Genomic DNA, 17,131 nt, shown 5'->3' on the forward strand with positions numbered 1-17,131 from the left:
TGAACTCCACAACTTTTGAGTGATACTGAAGAGCTGAATCCCCAAAATAAGCCAAAAAGAGTAGAAATCGGTCCACAAGATGCTGCGTTGGTGACGAAACTTGCAATGTGGATGGTTCGCAGCTTCAGACCGGAGACATCCCGAGAATCAGTTAGGCCTGAGTCTTACACAGGTACAGGAGAAAGCCCACGATTTCAGTCGTGGGGGGAAGTCAGAGCTCGATACAGGTCTTCAATCCGCGTCCCCAACCCGTAGACTGAGTGGTTAGGCGTACGTCAGGTAGGCGATGAACGTAGCTACTCGTGTGCGAGCTCTTCGTAAATTTCCTCGTGTTCGTCGAGGTCCTGGCGACCGAGGAAACGAATCAGATACCGCCGTGCCTCCTCGGGCGACAGATCGTCGAGGGCGGTGGATTCGTCACGTTCTGCGGCCATGCTCTGTCCTCACTAGGGGAGCTGTCGTCATATTCATTCGGTTCGTCCGTGGCCTCTGCAATTCCACGTCCAAGCCCACTCGGAAGCTGGTCGGTCTCTTCGATCCTCGCTACCCAGAGATTGATTGTCGCAACGTATTCCGGTGCGAGTGGTTCTGTGTGGTTCCGGAGATACGTGAGTACGGTGTCTCGCTCAACGGCTGTTTCGTCTGTTGCAAATGCCTGGCTCTGTTGCAATCCTTGGATATTGACGGGAAGTGCGTGCGAGATACAGAGGATGTATACAGCAGAACGAATACTCCTCGATAAACTCGAAAACTGAAAGAGTATTCGACTGGTTTGGGGGCACGCTTACGTGTCGGCAAGCTGTATCCCACGCGCAATAACATACATCAACACGATACCGGTGCCGACGGCTAGAATGAACTGTGTGATGACGGTAAGGAGTCCACCGAGCAGGGAGTTGCCAGCGACAAGTAGCACGAGTAGAAACACAAGAAGCGCCAGCCCTCCGAATAACAAGATAAGACCGGCAAGTGGGAAGACTTCTGCTCGGATCTGACTAAGATCTAATTCGCCTGATTCCTGGTCAATAAACGGCGGTGACGGCATACGATTGATATGTCGATGTGACCTAATGAACTGTTGGATTAACATCGGGACAGAGGATGTGAACTACCCCGCCCTACCGCGCTCGGGGCTACTCGCCCCTCGCTTGTTGAGGACGGGGCTTCCTGTTTCTGCGTCGGCACTTGCATCCGACGTGGACACAGAGGTTCCAGACTCCGCAGGCGACTTCCCTTTACGGGTGGTTCGGAGTGTCCCACTCCTACCGCATCGACACTCGGCCACACGTCCGACGCACGCTTATTGTCGCGTTTGAACGGCGGACGCGCCGTGACAGAGCATCTTACTACCCCGTTCGACCGAGTGGGTAGTAAGTCATTTGTCACGGTCGTTGACACAGCGTGCGGGCGGTGTATCCCCTCCCTACTCGCGCCTTCGGCGCTCGTTGAGGAAGGGGGCTTACCGCCCTCCTTTTCAGCTAAACAGAATATCGCAGTGCTATGTTCGCGCTGTAAGTTCAGCACGGGTCATCCGAACGACTCGGTTTCTGTCAGGAATGCCGTGACCGACTCAGAGGCTGCATGCAGCAGGCTGGTTCGGTAGATTCCCCCGACTTCGGCTGAAAACGGTGTTAGATGCTTCGGTATATTTACCGATGTTATCCAAGGAGATATCGCATCCGGGGGTACCGTTCAACGAGTGGCTGGCCACTGCTTTCATACTGTTCGATATAGGCGTCGAGCCCGATGATTCGCCCCGCACCGAAGGCGGCAACGGCGAGGAAGACGAGCATGTACGCGAAGTCACCGTTGATGTAGCCGTGGGCGATATCCCAGTTCCCGAGATAGAACATGAGCATCATAAACGCGCCGAAAAACGCCGCCAGTCGAACGAGTGCTCCGACAATCAGCCCGAGCCCGATGAGCAACTCTCCCCATGGAACAGCAATATTGACGAAGTCGACGAACCAGGGCGTGTTCCCCATCGTCACGAAGAGGTCAGCAACCGGACTGTTGTTTGCTGGTGGGGCGTTCTGGAGATAGCCGGCGGCGCTGAAACTCCCGGAGAGTACCTTGTCCAACCCGCTCTGGAAGAACGCAAACCCCATCATGAGCCGCAGCGCGAGGATGAACCACACGCTCAAGGTGTGAAGTTTCCCTTCAGCCGTCACACCCGCAACCGTACTACTGAGCCCAACTTCATGAGTGGCCATATCTGGTATTACTAGTTGACAGGTGAAAAGAGTATCCCAATTTCAAGACAAGTCCCGAAACAGGAAGAGAACGCTACTTACGCCCTCTGTAGGTCTCACTCTTCTCCCTCACCCAGCCATGACTGGCTGTGACCGACTCGCGCTCTCTATTCAGCACGGCTCAACAAACTATCCCGACCGAGTATTTCCACAGAGCCAAACCGGTAACTCGGGGCGTTGCTCGCTAGCCCGATTTTCGTCTGCCGTGGCGACACTCTATCCGATTAGGCAGATGTTCCCGACCGATTTGAGCGTGAGGTTGTGTCGACGGTGAGCGGGAGCGCCACGTCGATTTCGTCGTATGGAACGACCGGGCGCTTGGCACGCCCCTCGCTTTCGAACTCGACGAGACCGTAGGATTCGAGTGCCTTCAGGTCGCGGTGGACGGGGCTAACGTCGCGCTCGACGAGGCGTGCAAGCTCGCGGATGCTCCCAGGGTGTTCGCGGGCGATCGTCTGGAGGAGTTCGATATTGGTGGCGTTGAACACCTCCTGGAACTGTGCGCCCGAGGAGAACGACAGGCGGTGGGTCGGGCCGTCGATTGCATCGGCATCTCCACGCAGCGCAGCGGCGATGTTGTCTGCTTCGTCAGCGAGAACGTCTCCCGTGTCGATGGTGACGTGCAGGACGGTACGGTCAGTGTGTGTATTCTCGTTCATATCTTCTCACCGCTGTGCGGAAGCGGTTGCGGAGTTCGTCCGGACCGGGATCGTCGAATCGGACGATTGGCTGGTCGTCCATTCTCGCGTGTTGATGAACAGGTCAACACAATAAGTGTTGCTCCCAAAGTCAACAACCGACTGAACTCAGCACCAGATTTAGCCCACTTTCCTAAACCCAGTGAGGTCTCACAATCGGGTAAAATCCCCGGAAGAGACGTGGTTGTGGAAATCTGAACCTGAGTGTGGAGATGGGTGCTCGCGGCGCGAACGGCGTGTCGTGAAAAAGTGAAACCCCCGGATTCGGCGGTTTCGAGGGGCCTACAGGCCACAATCTGAGTGTGGAAATACCCCGATTTTCGGCTGAAATAGGCCATTTGCACCACGTTTTGCCCGCGCAAATCTCCACAATCGGCTTCCGTCTAGCGGTTTTGGATTTCGGGTCGTTTCTGACCGTTGGAGTCGGTCCGTTCAGGCCGCAACAAAAGAACTGGAACGCCAGAATACAGGCCGTAGGCCCACTCTCATAGCCATTTCCACATTTCCTCTTTCCATCGGAAAACACACAGTTCCCACGCCACACTCAGATCCACACACTCGTTAGAAACCTCCTTCCGGGGTTTCAACCCGATTGTGGAGATTCAGTCTCTGATTCTAGGAATGTGTGGGTTGCGGTGTCAGTGCCTGGGGCCTCTCACGGCGCAAAAAGACCAGTTGTAGCGATTCCTAAACCCTCGATAGAACCGCCCAAAACCCCACAAAAACCCGAATTCAGCTGTCGATGAGTTTCGCCATGTTGTCGCGGAGCCAGGCGACGGAGTACATCTGGGTGAGGCCGGGAGCATCGATTCTGAACTGGTTTGGCGGGGTGGATTCCACATACGTCTTCTCTACCCGGGTTTTGCTATCTGTGGGGTCGTTCAGTGCGCTCAACACAGAGTGCCCGCCTTTCCGGTCCATCACGACCCAGATGGCCTCTACAGGCTCACAGGCGGCCATCTTGTCGTAATCCTCAGGCACGGCTCTCCTGTAATCGTGGTTGATGCGTTCTGCTTCGCCCACAATCAGAATTTCGCCGTCTGCGTCCAGTCCAACGCAGTCTAAGCGGTGCATCTCGAATTCTTCGGAGCCATCGATTTCCTCTCCACTGCCCATGAAGTCAGCCGCAGCGACGCCACCTTCGCGAATCTCGTAGTAGGGGACGACCTCCACTACAGGAGAATCCGAGTCCTCTACGTATGCCTTCTGTATATACCGTCTGAGAACGTCCACCGCGAAGACGTGCTGACTGGACTCCTCTAAGTCGCCTTTCCCGTGGCCGTAGTCGATGCCCTGACGGTAGCTCTCTCCAATCGCCCGCCGTCCCTCTGGAGTAACAGAGAACAACCGATGCGGGTGGTCGGTATCGTGGCGTAACACGTCCGCGTCGAGGAGGTCCTGGACCGCGCTGCTCTCGATTCCGACGTACTCCTGGAGACGAATCATCGAATCGCGGGTGAGGTCGTACTCCAACGCATCGTAGCGCAGCTGCTGGGCGTTGTACACGACTTGCAAGAAGAGCAACTGTAGGTCGCTCCACGCAGAAGCCTCTCGCTCATCCTCAGTGAGTTTCAACCCAACCGAACACACGGGGATATCGTCTCTATCAACTTTTGAGAGCGACGAACAGCACTCGATGGCGCGTTTCATCCCCTGTACGCTCCGGTCGTAGCGGTTGTCGCATATCACACAGCGCAAGGCGTTGATTTCTCCGTCGTACTCCACTGTCTCGGGCATGCGTTTGGTGTGCGCAAGCGCGGTATCCACTCGGACCAACGACGGTGTCTCCTCGTCGAAGGTGACGACGCTTGGTTCGTAGAGTGTGAGGCCGGCCTCCCTGTACGTCCGGTCGAGCGTCTCCTCAAGTGCCTCTCCAAACTGCACTTCTCCCCGTGCAGAGAGTGGCTGTGCCCCCTCTGGGTCGCCAGGTGGCAACGGTGCGGACTCTACGACGAACGGCCGTGGTTCTGACTCGCCGAACGCGGCAGGCAGTTTCACGAACCACTGTCCACGGTCAAGCGCCCGGAGTCGATTCCCGACCTCCGTCGCGTCCATATCTTCGGTCGAGAGGCGGCGAGCCAGCCGTCGGTCGATGGGCACGTTTCCGGTCACAAACGTCGAGACGTTGTTCAGCACCTCGTTGTACGCCCGTTCGCTTGCCTCTCTGAGTTGGCCGGGGAATTGCATCGCCAACGTCACCGAACACCCGAAACTCCGGGATTTCGCGAGGAATTCGTTTAATAGGTCCGTCACCGCAACAGACGCAGCCTCCTCCACGTACAAATTCACGAGCGGGTGGTCCTCACCGTCACCCTGCCTGGTTCGCCGTCGCAGCGCCGTCCAGAGATTCGAGAGAATCACGAGCGTCACGACGCGCTGGGCCTCTTTGCGAAGGCCGCCCGTGTCGAAGATGATGACCGTGTCCTCGTTGAGGAACTCGGCGAGGTCGAAGTGCGGCCCCTCACCTTCCTCGTCGGCGACGTGATTGAAGATGCGTGCGAGGCGCTTGTCGAGGGGAATCTTCTCCATGCGATTGGCCACGCCCTGCATGATTTCGTCGAACGAACGAGCGCGATTCGCGACCACGCCACCGAGCATCCGCTCTAAGCCCTCGTCCGAGACTGCAGGTGCGGATTGCCGTTCGTGCATCCGTCGGGTGGCTTCGTGCAACTCTCGATGCGAGAAGGCATCAGCTCCATTGACGGGGTCGAACAGTGCCTTCACGAGATACCGGATGATGTCGGGAGAGCGAACTGCTTGCTCGAAACGCCGCTTGCCCATGATTTGGGTGAGAATTTCGATGTAGTGGTCGACGGTATCTTCGACGGCTGTCGTCCGCGCCACACCCGCCTCCAGTTCGTCGCGGATATCGAAAAACGAGAACGCAGGCAGCACCTCGGAACAATCGAAGTAGCGCACGTTCTCCAGGTCGCCGTAGCGGGCGTAGTGGGCGCGACAGTAGTCTTCGCCCATGCCGTCGCCCTTCGGGTCGATGAGGATGTTCGCGCCTCCAGTGGCCGCCTGGTTTTCGAGGATGGCGTTCACGAGCGCCGTCGATTTCCCCGAACCCGTTTTCCCGAACCATGCAACGTGCATGGGTTGCAGTGCGGGTGGCAGGGAGTGGCCTTGCGGACTTGCTTCCCCATCCTGGGACAGTGGATGGCCAAATAGGAGACCGTCTGTGTACGCCTGTAACTGGTTTGCGGGTGGACGAGGCAGAAAGGTTTGCTCGCCCGGTGTGGGAGCGACCGCACGTTTCCCCGCAGCCGTGAGCGAGTCTCCTGAAAGTACGCAGAAATTCGGGGCTTCCCGGGCGTCTGCGACGATAGCCCTGCTCGTATTCTTCGTCCACGGAACTTTGTTCCACAGGCGGTTGTAATCGGCCGAATAGAATTGCTGTTCCTGAATATCTGCATGAACCCGCTTTGCTTCGTCGTCAGTATGCACTGCGCTCGTAATCGCATAGCAGGTGTGGCTCACGTCGCTGAACGCGGTGGCGAGTTCACGAATTGTGGCCTGGGTCGCATTCGACTCCTCTGTGGTTACAGCGACAGCCCGAGCGTTCACTTCGAACGAACGACGTCCATCTTTTTCTGCGAGTTCCTGGATGCGGGCTTGGTCACTGGCGGTGATCGTGAGTTCGTCTTTCGGTGGTGGCCCCCAGATGGCGTTCGAAAGTTGCCCACCGTACGTGTCCAGGCCACCCTCGATGTAGGCGCTGCGCTCTTCTGCTCTGCGTGACCAGTCGGGTTTCGGCCGAAGGAGTGTCTGGTAGACGAGCGGGACGGCACTTTCTGCCATCGTCTCGACGAGCGCGCCAAGTGGGAGTCGTGAGTGGTCGGCGTGTTGGAACGCGTCGAACGGAGTGAGTTGAGTCTGCCAGTCTTGGGCACGTTCTGCCGTTCCCAGGAACTCGACAGCGCCAATAGCGTGGTCGTCTGCATCCGGGAGTGTGCCGGCAGCATCGACCCGGGTGAGTTCGTACGTATTCGGGAACAGGCCTCGAAGGATGCGTTCAAGGGCGTCTGTCATCTTCGGGTCGGTCACGCCGACGTAGTAGTCGATGGTGGTGTCGGTGCCACCGTCTGAAACGAGGCGGAACTCGATGGTCGGCGGCTCGGGTGTTCGCCTGGTGAGTCGAGACAGGAGGCTCTTGGTTGTGTCTGGTCCGAGGGCGTGGATACGACGAAGGTGCGTTATCACTGTCTCTGGGTGCAGTGGGCTATCGGTTGGGCGAATGCGGATGCAGGTGGTGTGTTCGGAAACGTCGATCGACCGGTCGTCGGTGGGTGCGTCTGTGGCAGGCATCGAAATCTGCGGTAGTATTCCTGGGGATGTACTGTGCAATAATAGTGCGCATAGTGATAGCAGGCGACATGATTGTGTGGTAAGGGGTTCACCAGTTGCGCTGGCACTCAGCATGCCCGATCAACTCAGTGGTGCGATTCCGTGGGAAGCCCCGTCGTTTAGGCAGGGAGACGGTCACACTTAGAGCTCTCTTGCTACCAATATACCTCATAATTGTGGAGCCAGTCCTACCATCCCTATCCAAAATTGTCGACTTTACCCCACAATCTCATCCAAAAGTTGTGGATTCGACCCCACAACTTTTTCGTGAGGGATGTTAAATACGGTGTATGAATGAGACGAAACTTCAGCAAATTCTAGTGCGGTTCAATCCGTGGTGGCGTGGGGGCCCAGTGCAACCATCTTTGTTTACCGATGAACACCGACGTCGGGATTTCGATCGGCTCGTCGATAGGATGCTCAGTACACAGATTGTTACGCTCGTTGGCCCTCGCCAAGTTGGCAAGAGTACCATGATGGGACAATACATCGACTATCTCCTCAACCAAGGGCACACTCCAGAACACGTTCTCTATATGACGACTGAAGCCAGCACGATTTCTTCAGACGCGGACAATATCCTATCCGATATTTTAACAATTTATGAATCGAGAGTCCTCGGACGGTCATTCGAGACGCTCGATTCACCAGTGTATATCCTCATTGACGAGGTGCAAAAGGCAACAAACTGGGGAGATACCGTGAAACTCTATGCTGACCGGTATGACCAACTTCATTTTCTCTTGAGTGGGTCTGTAAGCACGCTCATAACGAAAGAAGCAAACGAGACACTTGTCGGTCGAGCAGAGGAACAAGTAATCGTCCCGATGAAATTTGTCGACTATGTTCGATATGAGGGCGTGTTGTCTGATGAGGCGGTACGTGAACAAAGCCGAAATCTTCGTGACAAGGTTAAAGCCGGTGTTCGTGAGGGAGATGCACAAGCTGTTACACTCGCCTTGAGCCGTGCATCTATGCAATTAGAATCTTCCCGCCCGGAGATTACACAGGCACTTGAACGGTATCTTCTTCGCGGTGGCTATCCTGGGTATTTCGACCTTGAGGCAGTTGATGCACTACGGAAACTTGATGAAGATCTCTATCGAGTAGTGCATGGCGATTTAGCGACCGTGTTCGGCGTAGACAAGCGCGGCGAACTAATGGCCGTACTTCGACATTTCGCGGACAGTACTGGGAATAAGCTTAGTATTCGTGGTCTTGCTACCGATCTCGGAATTGACCGTGAAACCGTTCGCGAGTACATCGAATATCTTGAAGAGTTCTTTCTCATTTATCGCTGCCCACACTACACAGAAGGGGCACGCGCTTCACGCAAACAACCGATGGCCTATGTCTCTGACGTTGGTCATCTGAATGCCCTCTGTGGTACCGACCCAGAGGGTTTCCCCACTTCTGCGGATATGGGTGCAATTTTAGAAACTGCAGTCTGTGACCATCTCCGCAGACTCCAATTCAATCTCTCAAACTTTCGAAATGCGGAGGTAACCTACAATGAAACCACTGGCGAAGTTGATTTCGTTCTTAGTGGATCCGATTACTGTGTCGCAGTCGAAGTGAAACACGGGAACCCGGAGCGGATGAATCTTCGAAATATTAACCGATTTCTTGCTGAGAAGGAGGGTTCTGTCGGGTTTGTCGTCAACCATGCAAACAGCTTTTCACAGGATGGTTCGCTCATTTTTGTGCCCTCATGGCTATTTTTCTACCTCTGCTAGCACCATCTGCATTCTCTCTCCGTCCCGTATTTCACACGGTAGTCAACGTGTGCTTCAATTCCGTTCCCATGAACAGTATCGTATTCAGACATTGCTCGTTTCCTGATGCGCAGTGTACTCCGCGGTTCACCCGCTCGAGCGACCGCGCCTCCGCGCTCACGGCTCCTTGCGTCGCCGTTCGCCCGCTCGCGACCGACCATTCCGGGCGTGCGACTCACTGCGTTCGTCGGTCCGGGCGTCTGGTTTCGACGCCAGCACCAAGCGCGCTTTCGGTTGCGTCTCCCTGTGGTCGACGGACGCGAAACCGGCTTGCGTGCTGGGCGCTCGCGTCGGCGGTCGCGTTTCGCGCGGGTTCGTTTGCTACGAATCATAGGCGCGCTCGCTTCGCTCCCGGGGGTCGCTTGCGAAGGCGCGAAGCGAGCGCGCGGATGGTTGAGGCGTTTGAGAGCCACGGCTGGAGAGCCAGTGGTTCTGTGAAAGTGAAGACGCCGAGTGAGCGCCTTCTGCGGTAACCCTGGTTCAGAGGAATTACCAATGAGTACTAAACGCACTATCGGTCAAGAAGCTTCGGTCGAACAGCGTAGAAATAATGAGTTTGCGGCGGTAGACGAGCGTCCTGAGCTGCGGCCCACGGTCGAGATGGAGATTCAGGCGAAAGTCGATTCGAATCATCCGGATACGGGAGTGTCGGGATTGACCCTGGCGGCAGAAGAGCGCATGAAAGCGAGAGAGTGGGAGATTGCGAAGACGCGGACGCGATGGGATAACAGACAGGAGTCAGACCGTGAAGCGCGAACGCGGCGAAAAGTGGGGGAGCAGAGCAAGGAACGGAAAGTCGAGTTCGAGAAACGGGCGGGCAGCGTCGATGCGAGATTGGAGCCCGGACGTGAGGACCCTCGTGAGCGGTTGAGCCGTGAGGAGTTGGCGGCGGTGAATCAACAAGCGACGCGCATTCATCGGATGGTGAACCACAGTGTGTCCAGGGCAGTGCTTTCGAAGCAGGTGGCCGAACGAGTGGTCAGAGGTGCGGAGTTAGTGAGTGCAGCCGTCGCGGTCATCGAGAAGCAATGGACGCGACCGGGTGGGATTGTCCCCATCGCGAAAGTTGAGAATGTGCCGAGAGGCGAAGTCACCGTTGAAGGTCGAGTCGAGCGCCTGTGGGAGCCATCCCATCCAGCGATTCAGCAAGTTGGTCTCCTCGAAGACGAGACGGGTCGGATTCGGTTCACGGTCTGGAAGAAGTCAGAGCAAGCGATGGTCAGAGAGGGAGAACGGGTGCGATTTCGGGCGGCGGCGAAAAACTGGTACAAGGGTCGGTGTTCGATTGCACTGACGCGGTGGTCGAATATCGAATTCTCAGAGCGCGGTGAGTGGTGGACGTAGACTACGGCGGATTCTTTCTTTTTGTCGCCGCAGAGTCGTACTCGATAGGGACATCGAGTGAGCCCCCTATCGTTCACATCAACACGACTGCCTGAACCCATCGGTACGAGCAGCTGCTTCCGAGGGGACTCTCGCGGGACGTGCTCGTTGCCACCGAATGAGGTTTGGTCGGTCCGACCGATTGTATGACTCGACGATGGACAACATGGAGTTCTTCAGCCGTCTCAAATCCATGTGTGCCGACGCTATCGACGCGTATCGGACAACGTATCCGGATGCACTCCCGCTCTCTGACCTTCTCGTCTACGATCCGGCCGGCCCGATCGCCAGCGAGGCCGCTGTCCACGCTCGATTCGAGGAACTCATCGCCTTCTATGACGACCTCGTCGACGTGGATTCGACGCCTTACCGGGACAGCTGGCGAGACCACCTCGTATACGACGTCTCTCGACGGGAACGACTCGCCCTCCTCCAGTCGGACCTTCCAGGGTCGGTTACCTTCCTGTGGATTCAGGCCGAATATGTCGCCAGTACAGGTCACATCTGTGTCAGTGGTGGGCGACTCCCCACCATGGTGGCGTACTCCTACCTCTGCTCGGGAGTGTGCTACGCCTACCAGCATCGCTTTGACTCCCCCACCTGGGCGCACCCGTATCTCCGAGGAGGCTACGAAGGGGCCACGTCGATCCTCGCGCTCAAGCACCTCGCCAGGGAACTGGACGACGAGTCGTTGGCTCACATCGCCACCCGGCAGCGTACGATTGCTCTTCTGGAAGGTGTCCTCGCCCACGGCACTCGACAAGGCGGCATCATGGAAGCGACCGTTCGCGAGCTGGATGTCAACGACACCGAACTCTCGACACTTCGAGCGGGGTTCCCCGCTCGCCTCCTGGGTCGGATCCGTCCGCGGTATCGATGGAGTAGTCTCGCGTTTCTCCCCGAGCATGCACTGTTCGCCTCGCTGTTGCTCGTGAGTGACGCAGCAGGTGTCTCGGGCCCTTATCTCCGGGCATTCCACGGCGAACATCCCTGGAGGGCGGTCATCGACGACATCCGGTCGACGCCGAGTTGATTCTGGCGATTCGAGTACGTCACCGGCTGTCCGTGCTGTTTCTTCTCGTCCGTGTCACGTGCGTACTGCGCTGGGAGCCACTTCGCCCACGTGACTCTCCCGACTGCGTGTTCCGGGCAGATCGCACGTCCAGTTCGAAACGCCGTGGTCGTCCCACCGGGAAGAGGGCTATGACAGGGAACAATCCCACTACTCGGTGGGTGTCGTAGATTCGCTGGCTGTCTGAGTCACGGAAATTGCTCACCGTTGGCCAAGAATTGTATCGGCGGTTGCAGCGCCGATCATGCTGAAGATGGCGCTTATATTAATGGCTCTGAGGGTCACCGCGTTCGTCACACCGAATGTTGTCGGAGCAGCGAAAGCGATCGCGAGGAGGCCGACCGAAAGATACGAAACCAAAATGAGCGAGACAAATCGACGGGGGATAACGCCACCGAGTCCGATGTCACTCTCAATGCGAAGATTGTGCTGTGTATCCGCTTTGTACAGCAGTCCGTATCCGGTGAGAAAGACGATCGCGATCGTGAGAACCACGTGCTGGAGCTCCATCCGTTCGGCGAGACGCCAGGTTTCCTCGGTTATCACGAGCGGCCCGGATACGAAGAGGCCTCCAACGATCTGCTGAACGAAGTCGCTGAGTCTAAACCGCGGCGTTCTCGGCATACTCATTTCTTCACAGGGGATCACGTAAGGTGCTAGTCCGGTTCCGTCGCGTTCGAGAGCAATTGTGGGGACGATTCGAGGGGCCGAGCTTTCGATAAATTCGGGCATATCCCCAACGTTGTCGATCTGCGACGGACGGCGTGATTCTCTGCATCCCGCGAATAGGCGGGTGAGCACGACCAAACGCAAACGGGAGGCGCTCAAATATAATCGATGTTCGACGCCTTCTGAGGGATGTTTTACCTAGTATCGCGGCTAACGTTCACAGGTTATGGTCGCCACGGAATCGGTTGTCTCGTTGCTGGTCATCTTTGCCCTGTCACTGCTAATCGTTCGAATCGGGTCAATCGCCCTTCGGATGACGGGGCTCTCTCCGGATATCGCCTCGTTTCAATCGACGTCGGCGTTCTCCGGTGCGGGATATACGACAGAAGAGGCGGAACAGACAGTGGCAACACCGGAACGGCGGAAAATCATCAAGGCGCTCATCCGGCTCGGGAGCGTGGGGTTAGTGAGTGTCATCGCGTCACTTATCCTCTCGTTCACCGATGCTCAGGGAGGAACCGCTCTCAACCTCGTCTACATCCTTATCGGGGTCGTTCTACTCGTCCTCGCCGCGCGTAGCGAGTGGTTGAATCGATTGCTGACTCCGCTCATTGAATGGTCACTCGAACGGACGACGGACCTCGAACTTCGAGATTATACAGAAATGCTCGGTCTCCAGCGAGAGTACCGAGTTGCGGAAATTGTCGTGGAGGAGGGCGACTGGCTCGCAAACACAACCTCAGACGAATGCGACCTTCCTGAAGAAGGAATTCTGTTACTCGGCATCTATCGGGATAGCTCCTACATCGGAGCACCTGGGTCAGATACCGAGATTAAGCCCGGTGATACGGTACTGCTCTATGGAAAAGCAGATCGATTGCAGGAACTCTCGGACCGCGGCGCAAGTGACATGAAATCACACGAACGTGCTGTCGAAGAACACGAAGAAGCTCTCGAAGCACAAGACCAATTCATCTAGTTGCAATCAACTGGTCGTGTTCACAATCAACTTCCCCGGCCTGAAGGCCGGCGTTTGTCGGTGAACTCCCGGTCTGTCCGTCGCTTACGCGTCGGCGGGCGAAAAGCGCCCGTTCCCGTTCAGCGTTCCCGACTTTAGGGCGAGTTGATTGGTCGCCCCTCCGACCGAAGGCTTCTGCTTCGACCGGAGTTGTCTGGTTGCGATGTTCTTCGCTGCGTTGTAATCGGCATGAACCGCGTAGCCACACTTCCGGCACTCGAACTCCGCGCCTGCCCGATTTTCTTCGAGTGTCGTCCCGCACTTCGAACACCGCTGAGACGTGTACGCAGGGTTCACCTGCTGGGTTCGAATCCCGAACGCTTTGGCCTTGTACTCGACATACTCAACCAGCGTCCGGAATGCCCAGCCGTGGAACGCCTTTGCGCCGGGTAGTCGGTCCCGAATGTCGGTCAAGTCTTCGAAGGCGATGACCACACAGTCGTGTGCTATCGCCTCTTGGACGATAGCCTTCGAGATGGTGTGCAGCACGTCGGTGTTCCAGCGATGCTCGCGGTCGCCCATCGACTGGATTGTGCGGTGTGCCGATTCCGTGCCGGTCTGTTGCAACGACCCACGGACGCGCTCGTACTCGACTCGGCGATGGTTGAACAGCCCACCCGAGTAGAACTCCCCCGTACTCGTGACAGCGATGTTGTTCACACCTACATCGACGCCGAGAACCGTTCCGTTCTCGGCCTCTCCCAACTCCGTCTCCGGTTCGTCGCGTTCGACCGTGATGTGAAGGTAGTACTCGCCGTCGTCGCGGTCGTAGTGGAGTGTCGCGCCCTTTTGCTCCCACTCGTCCCCAAGATACTCGCGTTGCGGGCAATCTTCATCAGGCGGGTAGATGAACTTGGCACGGACCCGACCGCCGTAGGCCGCGAGCGTGCAGTAGCCCGGCCCGTCGTCGTCTGTGAAGTACGACACCGCATTTGTGTTGTACGTCACAGTCGGGGCGGTGAACGTCGGTTTGCTGGCGCGTTTGCCGGTCTTCATCCGTTCGACCGCACTCCGAAGGCTGTCGGCGGCGAGGTTGACCGCACCGATGCACAGGTCGGAGTGCAACTCGGTATCCTCGCGGACCTGTTTGTAGACGAGTGACTGGAGGCGCGTTCTGGATGTGATAACGTAGCCGTCCGCGTCCCGCTCCCACCCTCGGTCAGCGAACCGTTGGGCGACCTCACGGAACGTCAGCATCGTCCGTTTGAGGTCTTCCCGCCGGTCGTCGGGGATGGCGAGTTTGACGCGGGCGGTACGTTTCAATGCCACGTCCCACACGTGGGGGAGTTGTATTATAAGCATTCGGGAGTTGGCCGACTGTCGGTGGGCGGTTGTGTCGTCCTGTGTCGCATTCCCGCCCGCCGTGAACGGCGGGACTCCCTGCTTGCATTAGGTGGTCATGGCTGTACTACTCATACATCACTCCTCGTGCTAGCTGACCGAGTTAACCACTCATCTCCGAAGACAGTTCAACAAGTTTATATTCTCTACGTGTGTTACATAAATTGAAGACATTCCTCACGTCGGGAACAACCATTCACTGTCGCAGCTATGACCACTCGTACAACCATCCTCGTCCCCATCCGCTATCCCTTAACCGAACAAAGTACGCAGACCCTCGCGGCCGCCGCCCGATTGGCTCAAGAAAATGCATCCGCAGAGCTAGTCGTGTTACACGTCAACCTGTTTCAAACAGGTGACAAAACCCAAACGAGTGAGATCAGCCACGCAATCGCGTCCATCCTTGATGGAACAACCGCATCCGTTCTCACACGGCGCGGATTCCTCGTCGAGGAAGTCATTCTGGAGGAAGCAGCTCAATCCCATGCAGACATCATCGTGGTTGGCGCGAACCAACGACCCACGTGGCGGAAAGTTCTGAGCGAACTAACCGGAAACGGCCTTGCTGTCGCTGCGTTCCTCCGAGAGCACGTGAATTCAAACGTAGAAATCATCGAGGTCGACTCGCTTACGGCGGACGTTCTCACACCCGCCAAGGATAGCGCTGACCAGCGCACAGAGAATCGACCTCGTGTCGCCCTCACCGCTGAACTCGATTAGATTCACCTGCAAAATCGCTCCACTCGAGGTTGTCGACGCCCACTACGATTCTCCATTTCTTTCCAGCAAGCGTTCTCACGGCAAGCGGGTGGGCCGTAACGAACCACCCGTTTAACTGGACTCGACGCTCACTGACACAGTCGATATTCTGGTGGACTCAGAACGGGCAAGGCCGTCTCGGTCACCCGCGACTACGTCTCCCGAGCACACGGCGCGAAGCGCCGTGAACGCCCCCGACCCCGTGAGCGGAGCTCCAACGAGTGCAACGAGCGAGAGCACGGAAGACGATCGAAGCGAGTCTTCAGGAGCGAACAGGAGCAAGCGAGACTGCGTCTCGCGTGGTCGCGGGATGCCGAGCAACGTGCGAGCAGGGCTCTCCCGAGCTAACGGGCGGCGACGCCGCCCGTGAACGGCCGATGGCTTTCAGGAATCCTCGCCGGCGCTGGTGTTCGGCGTCGCCACTTGGAGACCGGTTACGCGTCGAGGCGTTGGAGCAATTGCGTGACGTAGGGGCTGTTCTCCCAGCTACGATGCGGGCTGATCGTCGTTATCAGCATCCCCGCTTCTTCGTGGCTCATATGCCCGCTCCGAGCGTAATCTACGATGAGCCGCGGCGTCGGGATGAGCCGCGGCCCCTGCAGCACGGCGTGAATCAGTGGGAAATTCGTCCCGCCGAACTCGTCGGTCAGAAACCCGTCGACGTCGAGGGCGTTCGCGAGCACGATGCCGTCGGTTTCACCGTCGTCGAGGCCGAACGTCGGTCGCGATTCGGGCGTGTCGGCTCGCTCATAGGGATCGTCGACCGTATAGTGGCCGCGAGCGGCGAGGACATTGGAGGCTGCAGCGCCATGGATGTCCTGGTACTGAGCCATGTCACGGAGCTCTGCAACGACTTCCGGTGGGACGGCGACGTCACAGGAGGTGAGGAGATACTGGAGGGGATCCGGAGCGGTGTCGGTGTCGTAGGCTGCGTCGGCTCGTGGGACGGCGAGACTGACCAGCGCACTCGTGTCGGCGACGACTGTCCGCAGCCGCGGCCTGCTCATCGCTCGTCGCCGTCCGCGGTATCGACCGAGGTTGCGTCGTCGCCGTAGATGTCGACGTCAGTGGGCGCAGCGAGATCCAACGGTTCGCCCTCAAGGTCCGCTTTGAGCAGGCGGAGCCGTTGGGCGGTTTCAGCGCCGACCAGCTGCTTGACCGTCTCGAAGTCGAGTTGGTCGTCGTAGTACTTCGTCGCCACCAGTTCCTGGAACGTCTCGCTGTCGGCGGTCTCTTCGATGTACTCGCGGATCGCTTCGACGAGGAGGTCCGTCCGGTCCTTGTCGAAGAGTGCCGCAATCGCGTCGAGACGCTCGACGAGATACTCCGGGGACTGGAAGTGGACCCGTCGGGGCTTGTCACTCGCGCTCATTCTATGTGCAAGTTCTGCACATAGCCGGATAACAATTTCGGTGCATGCACATAGCTTGCACATCGATGCAGGAACAATGGTTGAACGAGCTGGTCAATCGCTACTTCGATATGGCCTCACGAACGAGATGCTCGTCGAGATCTCGCGTCCAGTACGTCGCAGGGCCACCGGGGCTACAGCGTATACAGAGGTGTAGTGTCCCCTCAAGGTGGCCGAGTTCCACGCGAAATCGCGTGAGCGCTGCGAGCGTGTCGACCACGAGACCACACCCATCGCAGGCGTGGTGATCTCGGTCGTCGGGGTCGGCCCGGGTTTGGACGGCGCAGTCGACGCAGATCGGATGCGAAACCCGATCGTTTTTGCCCCAGGTGACGGCATTGCCACGTTCCGACCCGGGAAGCGCATCGCAGAACGCACATCCCGAAAGCGTCTGCTGCATTACTAG

15 protein-coding genes and 1 pseudogene are annotated in these 17,131 nt (G+C 57.5%); 5 read left to right on the forward strand and 11 right to left on the reverse strand.

Annotated elements, in window-relative coordinates:
• Positions 1-296 precede the first annotated feature (296 nt).
• The 6 genes and pseudogenes from P1M51_RS16165 to P1M51_RS16185 form a co-directional block, all read right to left on the reverse strand.
• Positions 297-434, reverse strand: a complete 138-nt coding sequence (locus P1M51_RS16165) for a hypothetical protein (protein ID WP_276275109.1) — start codon at positions 432-434, stop codon at positions 297-299.
• A 350-nt stretch (positions 435-784) separates the two neighbouring features.
• Positions 785-1,045 (reverse strand): hypothetical protein, encoded by a 261-nt coding sequence (locus tag P1M51_RS16170; RefSeq protein WP_276248600.1) that lies wholly within the window; start codon positions 1,043-1,045, stop codon positions 785-787.
• A gap of 613 nt (positions 1,046-1,658) precedes the next feature.
• Positions 1,659-2,213, reverse strand: a complete 555-nt coding sequence (locus P1M51_RS16175; RefSeq protein ID WP_276248597.1) for a DoxX family protein — start codon at positions 2,211-2,213, stop codon at positions 1,659-1,661.
• 263 nt (positions 2,214-2,476) lie between these two features.
• Positions 2,477-2,911, reverse strand: coding sequence for a helix-turn-helix domain-containing protein (locus P1M51_RS16180; RefSeq protein WP_276275110.1), 435 nt, complete (start codon positions 2,909-2,911; stop codon positions 2,477-2,479).
• A 694-nt stretch (positions 2,912-3,605) separates the two neighbouring features.
• Positions 3,606-3,752, reverse strand: a pseudogene (locus P1M51_RS20150) (hypothetical protein); the annotation flags it as partial.
• Entirely contained in the window at positions 3,683-7,258 is a 3,576-nt protein-coding gene (locus P1M51_RS16185; protein WP_276275111.1) for an ATP-binding protein, read from the reverse strand. The pseudogene P1M51_RS20150 and the gene P1M51_RS16185, both read right to left, overlap by 70 nt.
• 329 nt (positions 7,259-7,587) lie before the next feature.
• Between P1M51_RS16185 and P1M51_RS16190 the strand changes: the two genes are divergently transcribed.
• The 3 genes from P1M51_RS16190 (at position 7,588) to P1M51_RS16200 (ending at position 11,488) form a co-directional block, all read left to right on the forward strand.
• Positions 7,588-9,033, forward strand: a complete 1,446-nt coding sequence (locus tag P1M51_RS16190) for an ATP-binding protein (protein ID WP_276275112.1) — start codon at positions 7,588-7,590, stop codon at positions 9,031-9,033.
• A gap of 534 nt (positions 9,034-9,567) precedes the next feature.
• On the forward strand, positions 9,568-10,416 hold the full coding sequence (locus tag P1M51_RS16195) for a DNA-binding protein (protein WP_276275113.1): 849 nt from the start codon (positions 9,568-9,570) through the stop codon (positions 10,414-10,416).
• A gap of 157 nt (positions 10,417-10,573) precedes the next feature.
• Positions 10,574-11,488: a hypothetical protein gene (locus tag P1M51_RS16200; protein WP_276275114.1), complete on the forward strand. Its 915-nt coding sequence runs from the start codon at positions 10,574-10,576 to the stop codon at positions 11,486-11,488.
• Positions 11,489-11,728: 240 nt separating this feature from the next.
• On the opposite strand, the gene P1M51_RS16205 is transcribed toward P1M51_RS16200, so the two are convergent.
• The gene (locus P1M51_RS16205) at positions 11,729-12,151 is read right to left on the reverse strand and encodes a DUF2391 family protein (protein ID WP_276275115.1); all 423 of its coding nucleotides are present in this window, start codon (positions 12,149-12,151) and stop codon (positions 11,729-11,731) included.
• Between the two features lie 271 nt (positions 12,152-12,422).
• Here P1M51_RS16205 and P1M51_RS16210 point away from each other — a divergent pair, with 271 nt between their 5' ends.
• Positions 12,423-13,175, forward strand: a complete 753-nt coding sequence (locus P1M51_RS16210; RefSeq protein ID WP_276275116.1) for a TrkA C-terminal domain-containing protein — start codon at positions 12,423-12,425, stop codon at positions 13,173-13,175.
• 84 nt (positions 13,176-13,259) lie between these two features.
• On the opposite strand, the gene P1M51_RS16215 is transcribed toward P1M51_RS16210, so the two are convergent.
• On the reverse strand, positions 13,260-14,483 hold the full coding sequence (locus P1M51_RS16215; protein WP_276275117.1) for a transposase: 1,224 nt from the start codon (positions 14,481-14,483) through the stop codon (positions 13,260-13,262).
• Between the two features lie 282 nt (positions 14,484-14,765).
• On the opposite strand from P1M51_RS16215, the gene P1M51_RS16220 reads away from it, so the two are divergent.
• Positions 14,766-15,275, forward strand: coding sequence for a universal stress protein (locus P1M51_RS16220; protein ID WP_276248591.1), 510 nt, complete (start codon positions 14,766-14,768; stop codon positions 15,273-15,275).
• Between the two features lie 473 nt (positions 15,276-15,748).
• On the opposite strand, the gene P1M51_RS16225 is transcribed toward P1M51_RS16220, so the two are convergent.
• The 3 genes from P1M51_RS16225 to P1M51_RS16235 form a co-directional block, all read right to left on the reverse strand.
• Positions 15,749-16,321, reverse strand: a complete 573-nt coding sequence (locus tag P1M51_RS16225; RefSeq protein WP_276275118.1) for a hypothetical protein — start codon at positions 16,319-16,321, stop codon at positions 15,749-15,751.
• On the reverse strand, positions 16,318-16,686 hold the full coding sequence (locus tag P1M51_RS16230; RefSeq protein WP_276275119.1) for a hypothetical protein: 369 nt from the start codon (positions 16,684-16,686) through the stop codon (positions 16,318-16,320). Before P1M51_RS16230 ends, P1M51_RS16225 begins: the two co-directional genes overlap by 4 nt.
• Positions 16,687-16,786: 100 nt before the next feature.
• On the reverse strand, positions 16,787-17,125 hold the full coding sequence (locus tag P1M51_RS16235) for a hypothetical protein (RefSeq protein WP_276248588.1): 339 nt from the start codon (positions 17,123-17,125) through the stop codon (positions 16,787-16,789).
• Between the last annotated feature and the right edge of the window lie 6 nt (positions 17,126-17,131).

The organism is Haladaptatus sp. QDMS2 (genome assembly GCF_029338295.1).
GTDB lineage: Archaea > Halobacteriota > Halobacteria > Halobacteriales > Halococcaceae > QDMS2.

What these genes read in the sequence shown, in the direction of transcription:
- P1M51_RS16185 (WP_276275111.1), bottom strand. Translation starts at nt 7,258, where the DNA reads ATGCCTGCCACAGACGCACCCACCGACGACCGGTCGATCGACGTTTCC.
- P1M51_RS16200 (WP_276275114.1), top strand. Translation starts at nt 10,574, where the DNA reads ATGAGGTTTGGTCGGTCCGACCGATTGTATGACTCGACGATGGACAAC.
- P1M51_RS16235 (WP_276248588.1), bottom strand. Translation starts at nt 17,125, where the DNA reads ATGCAGCAGACGCTTTCGGGATGTGCGTTCTGCGATGCGCTTCCCGGG.
- P1M51_RS16195 (WP_276275113.1), top strand. Translation starts at nt 9,568, where the DNA reads ATGAGTACTAAACGCACTATCGGTCAAGAAGCTTCGGTCGAACAGCGT.
- P1M51_RS16180 (WP_276275110.1), bottom strand. Translation starts at nt 2,911, where the DNA reads ATGAACGAGAATACACACACTGACCGTACCGTCCTGCACGTCACCATC.
- P1M51_RS16175 (WP_276248597.1), bottom strand. Translation starts at nt 2,213, where the DNA reads ATGGCCACTCATGAAGTTGGGCTCAGTAGTACGGTTGCGGGTGTGACG.
- P1M51_RS16205 (WP_276275115.1), bottom strand. Translation starts at nt 12,151, where the DNA reads ATGCCGAGAACGCCGCGGTTTAGACTCAGCGACTTCGTTCAGCAGATC.
- P1M51_RS16170 (WP_276248600.1), bottom strand. Translation starts at nt 1,045, where the DNA reads ATGCCGTCACCGCCGTTTATTGACCAGGAATCAGGCGAATTAGATCTT.
- P1M51_RS16220 (WP_276248591.1), top strand. Translation starts at nt 14,766, where the DNA reads ATGACCACTCGTACAACCATCCTCGTCCCCATCCGCTATCCCTTAACC.
- P1M51_RS16165 (WP_276275109.1), bottom strand. Translation starts at nt 434, where the DNA reads ATGGCCGCAGAACGTGACGAATCCACCGCCCTCGACGATCTGTCGCCC.
- P1M51_RS16230 (WP_276275119.1), bottom strand. Translation starts at nt 16,686, where the DNA reads ATGAGCGCGAGTGACAAGCCCCGACGGGTCCACTTCCAGTCCCCGGAG.
- P1M51_RS16210 (WP_276275116.1), top strand. Translation starts at nt 12,423, where the DNA reads ATGGTCGCCACGGAATCGGTTGTCTCGTTGCTGGTCATCTTTGCCCTG.
- P1M51_RS16225 (WP_276275118.1), bottom strand. Translation starts at nt 16,321, where the DNA reads ATGAGCAGGCCGCGGCTGCGGACAGTCGTCGCCGACACGAGTGCGCTG.
- P1M51_RS16190 (WP_276275112.1), top strand. Translation starts at nt 7,588, where the DNA reads ATGAATGAGACGAAACTTCAGCAAATTCTAGTGCGGTTCAATCCGTGG.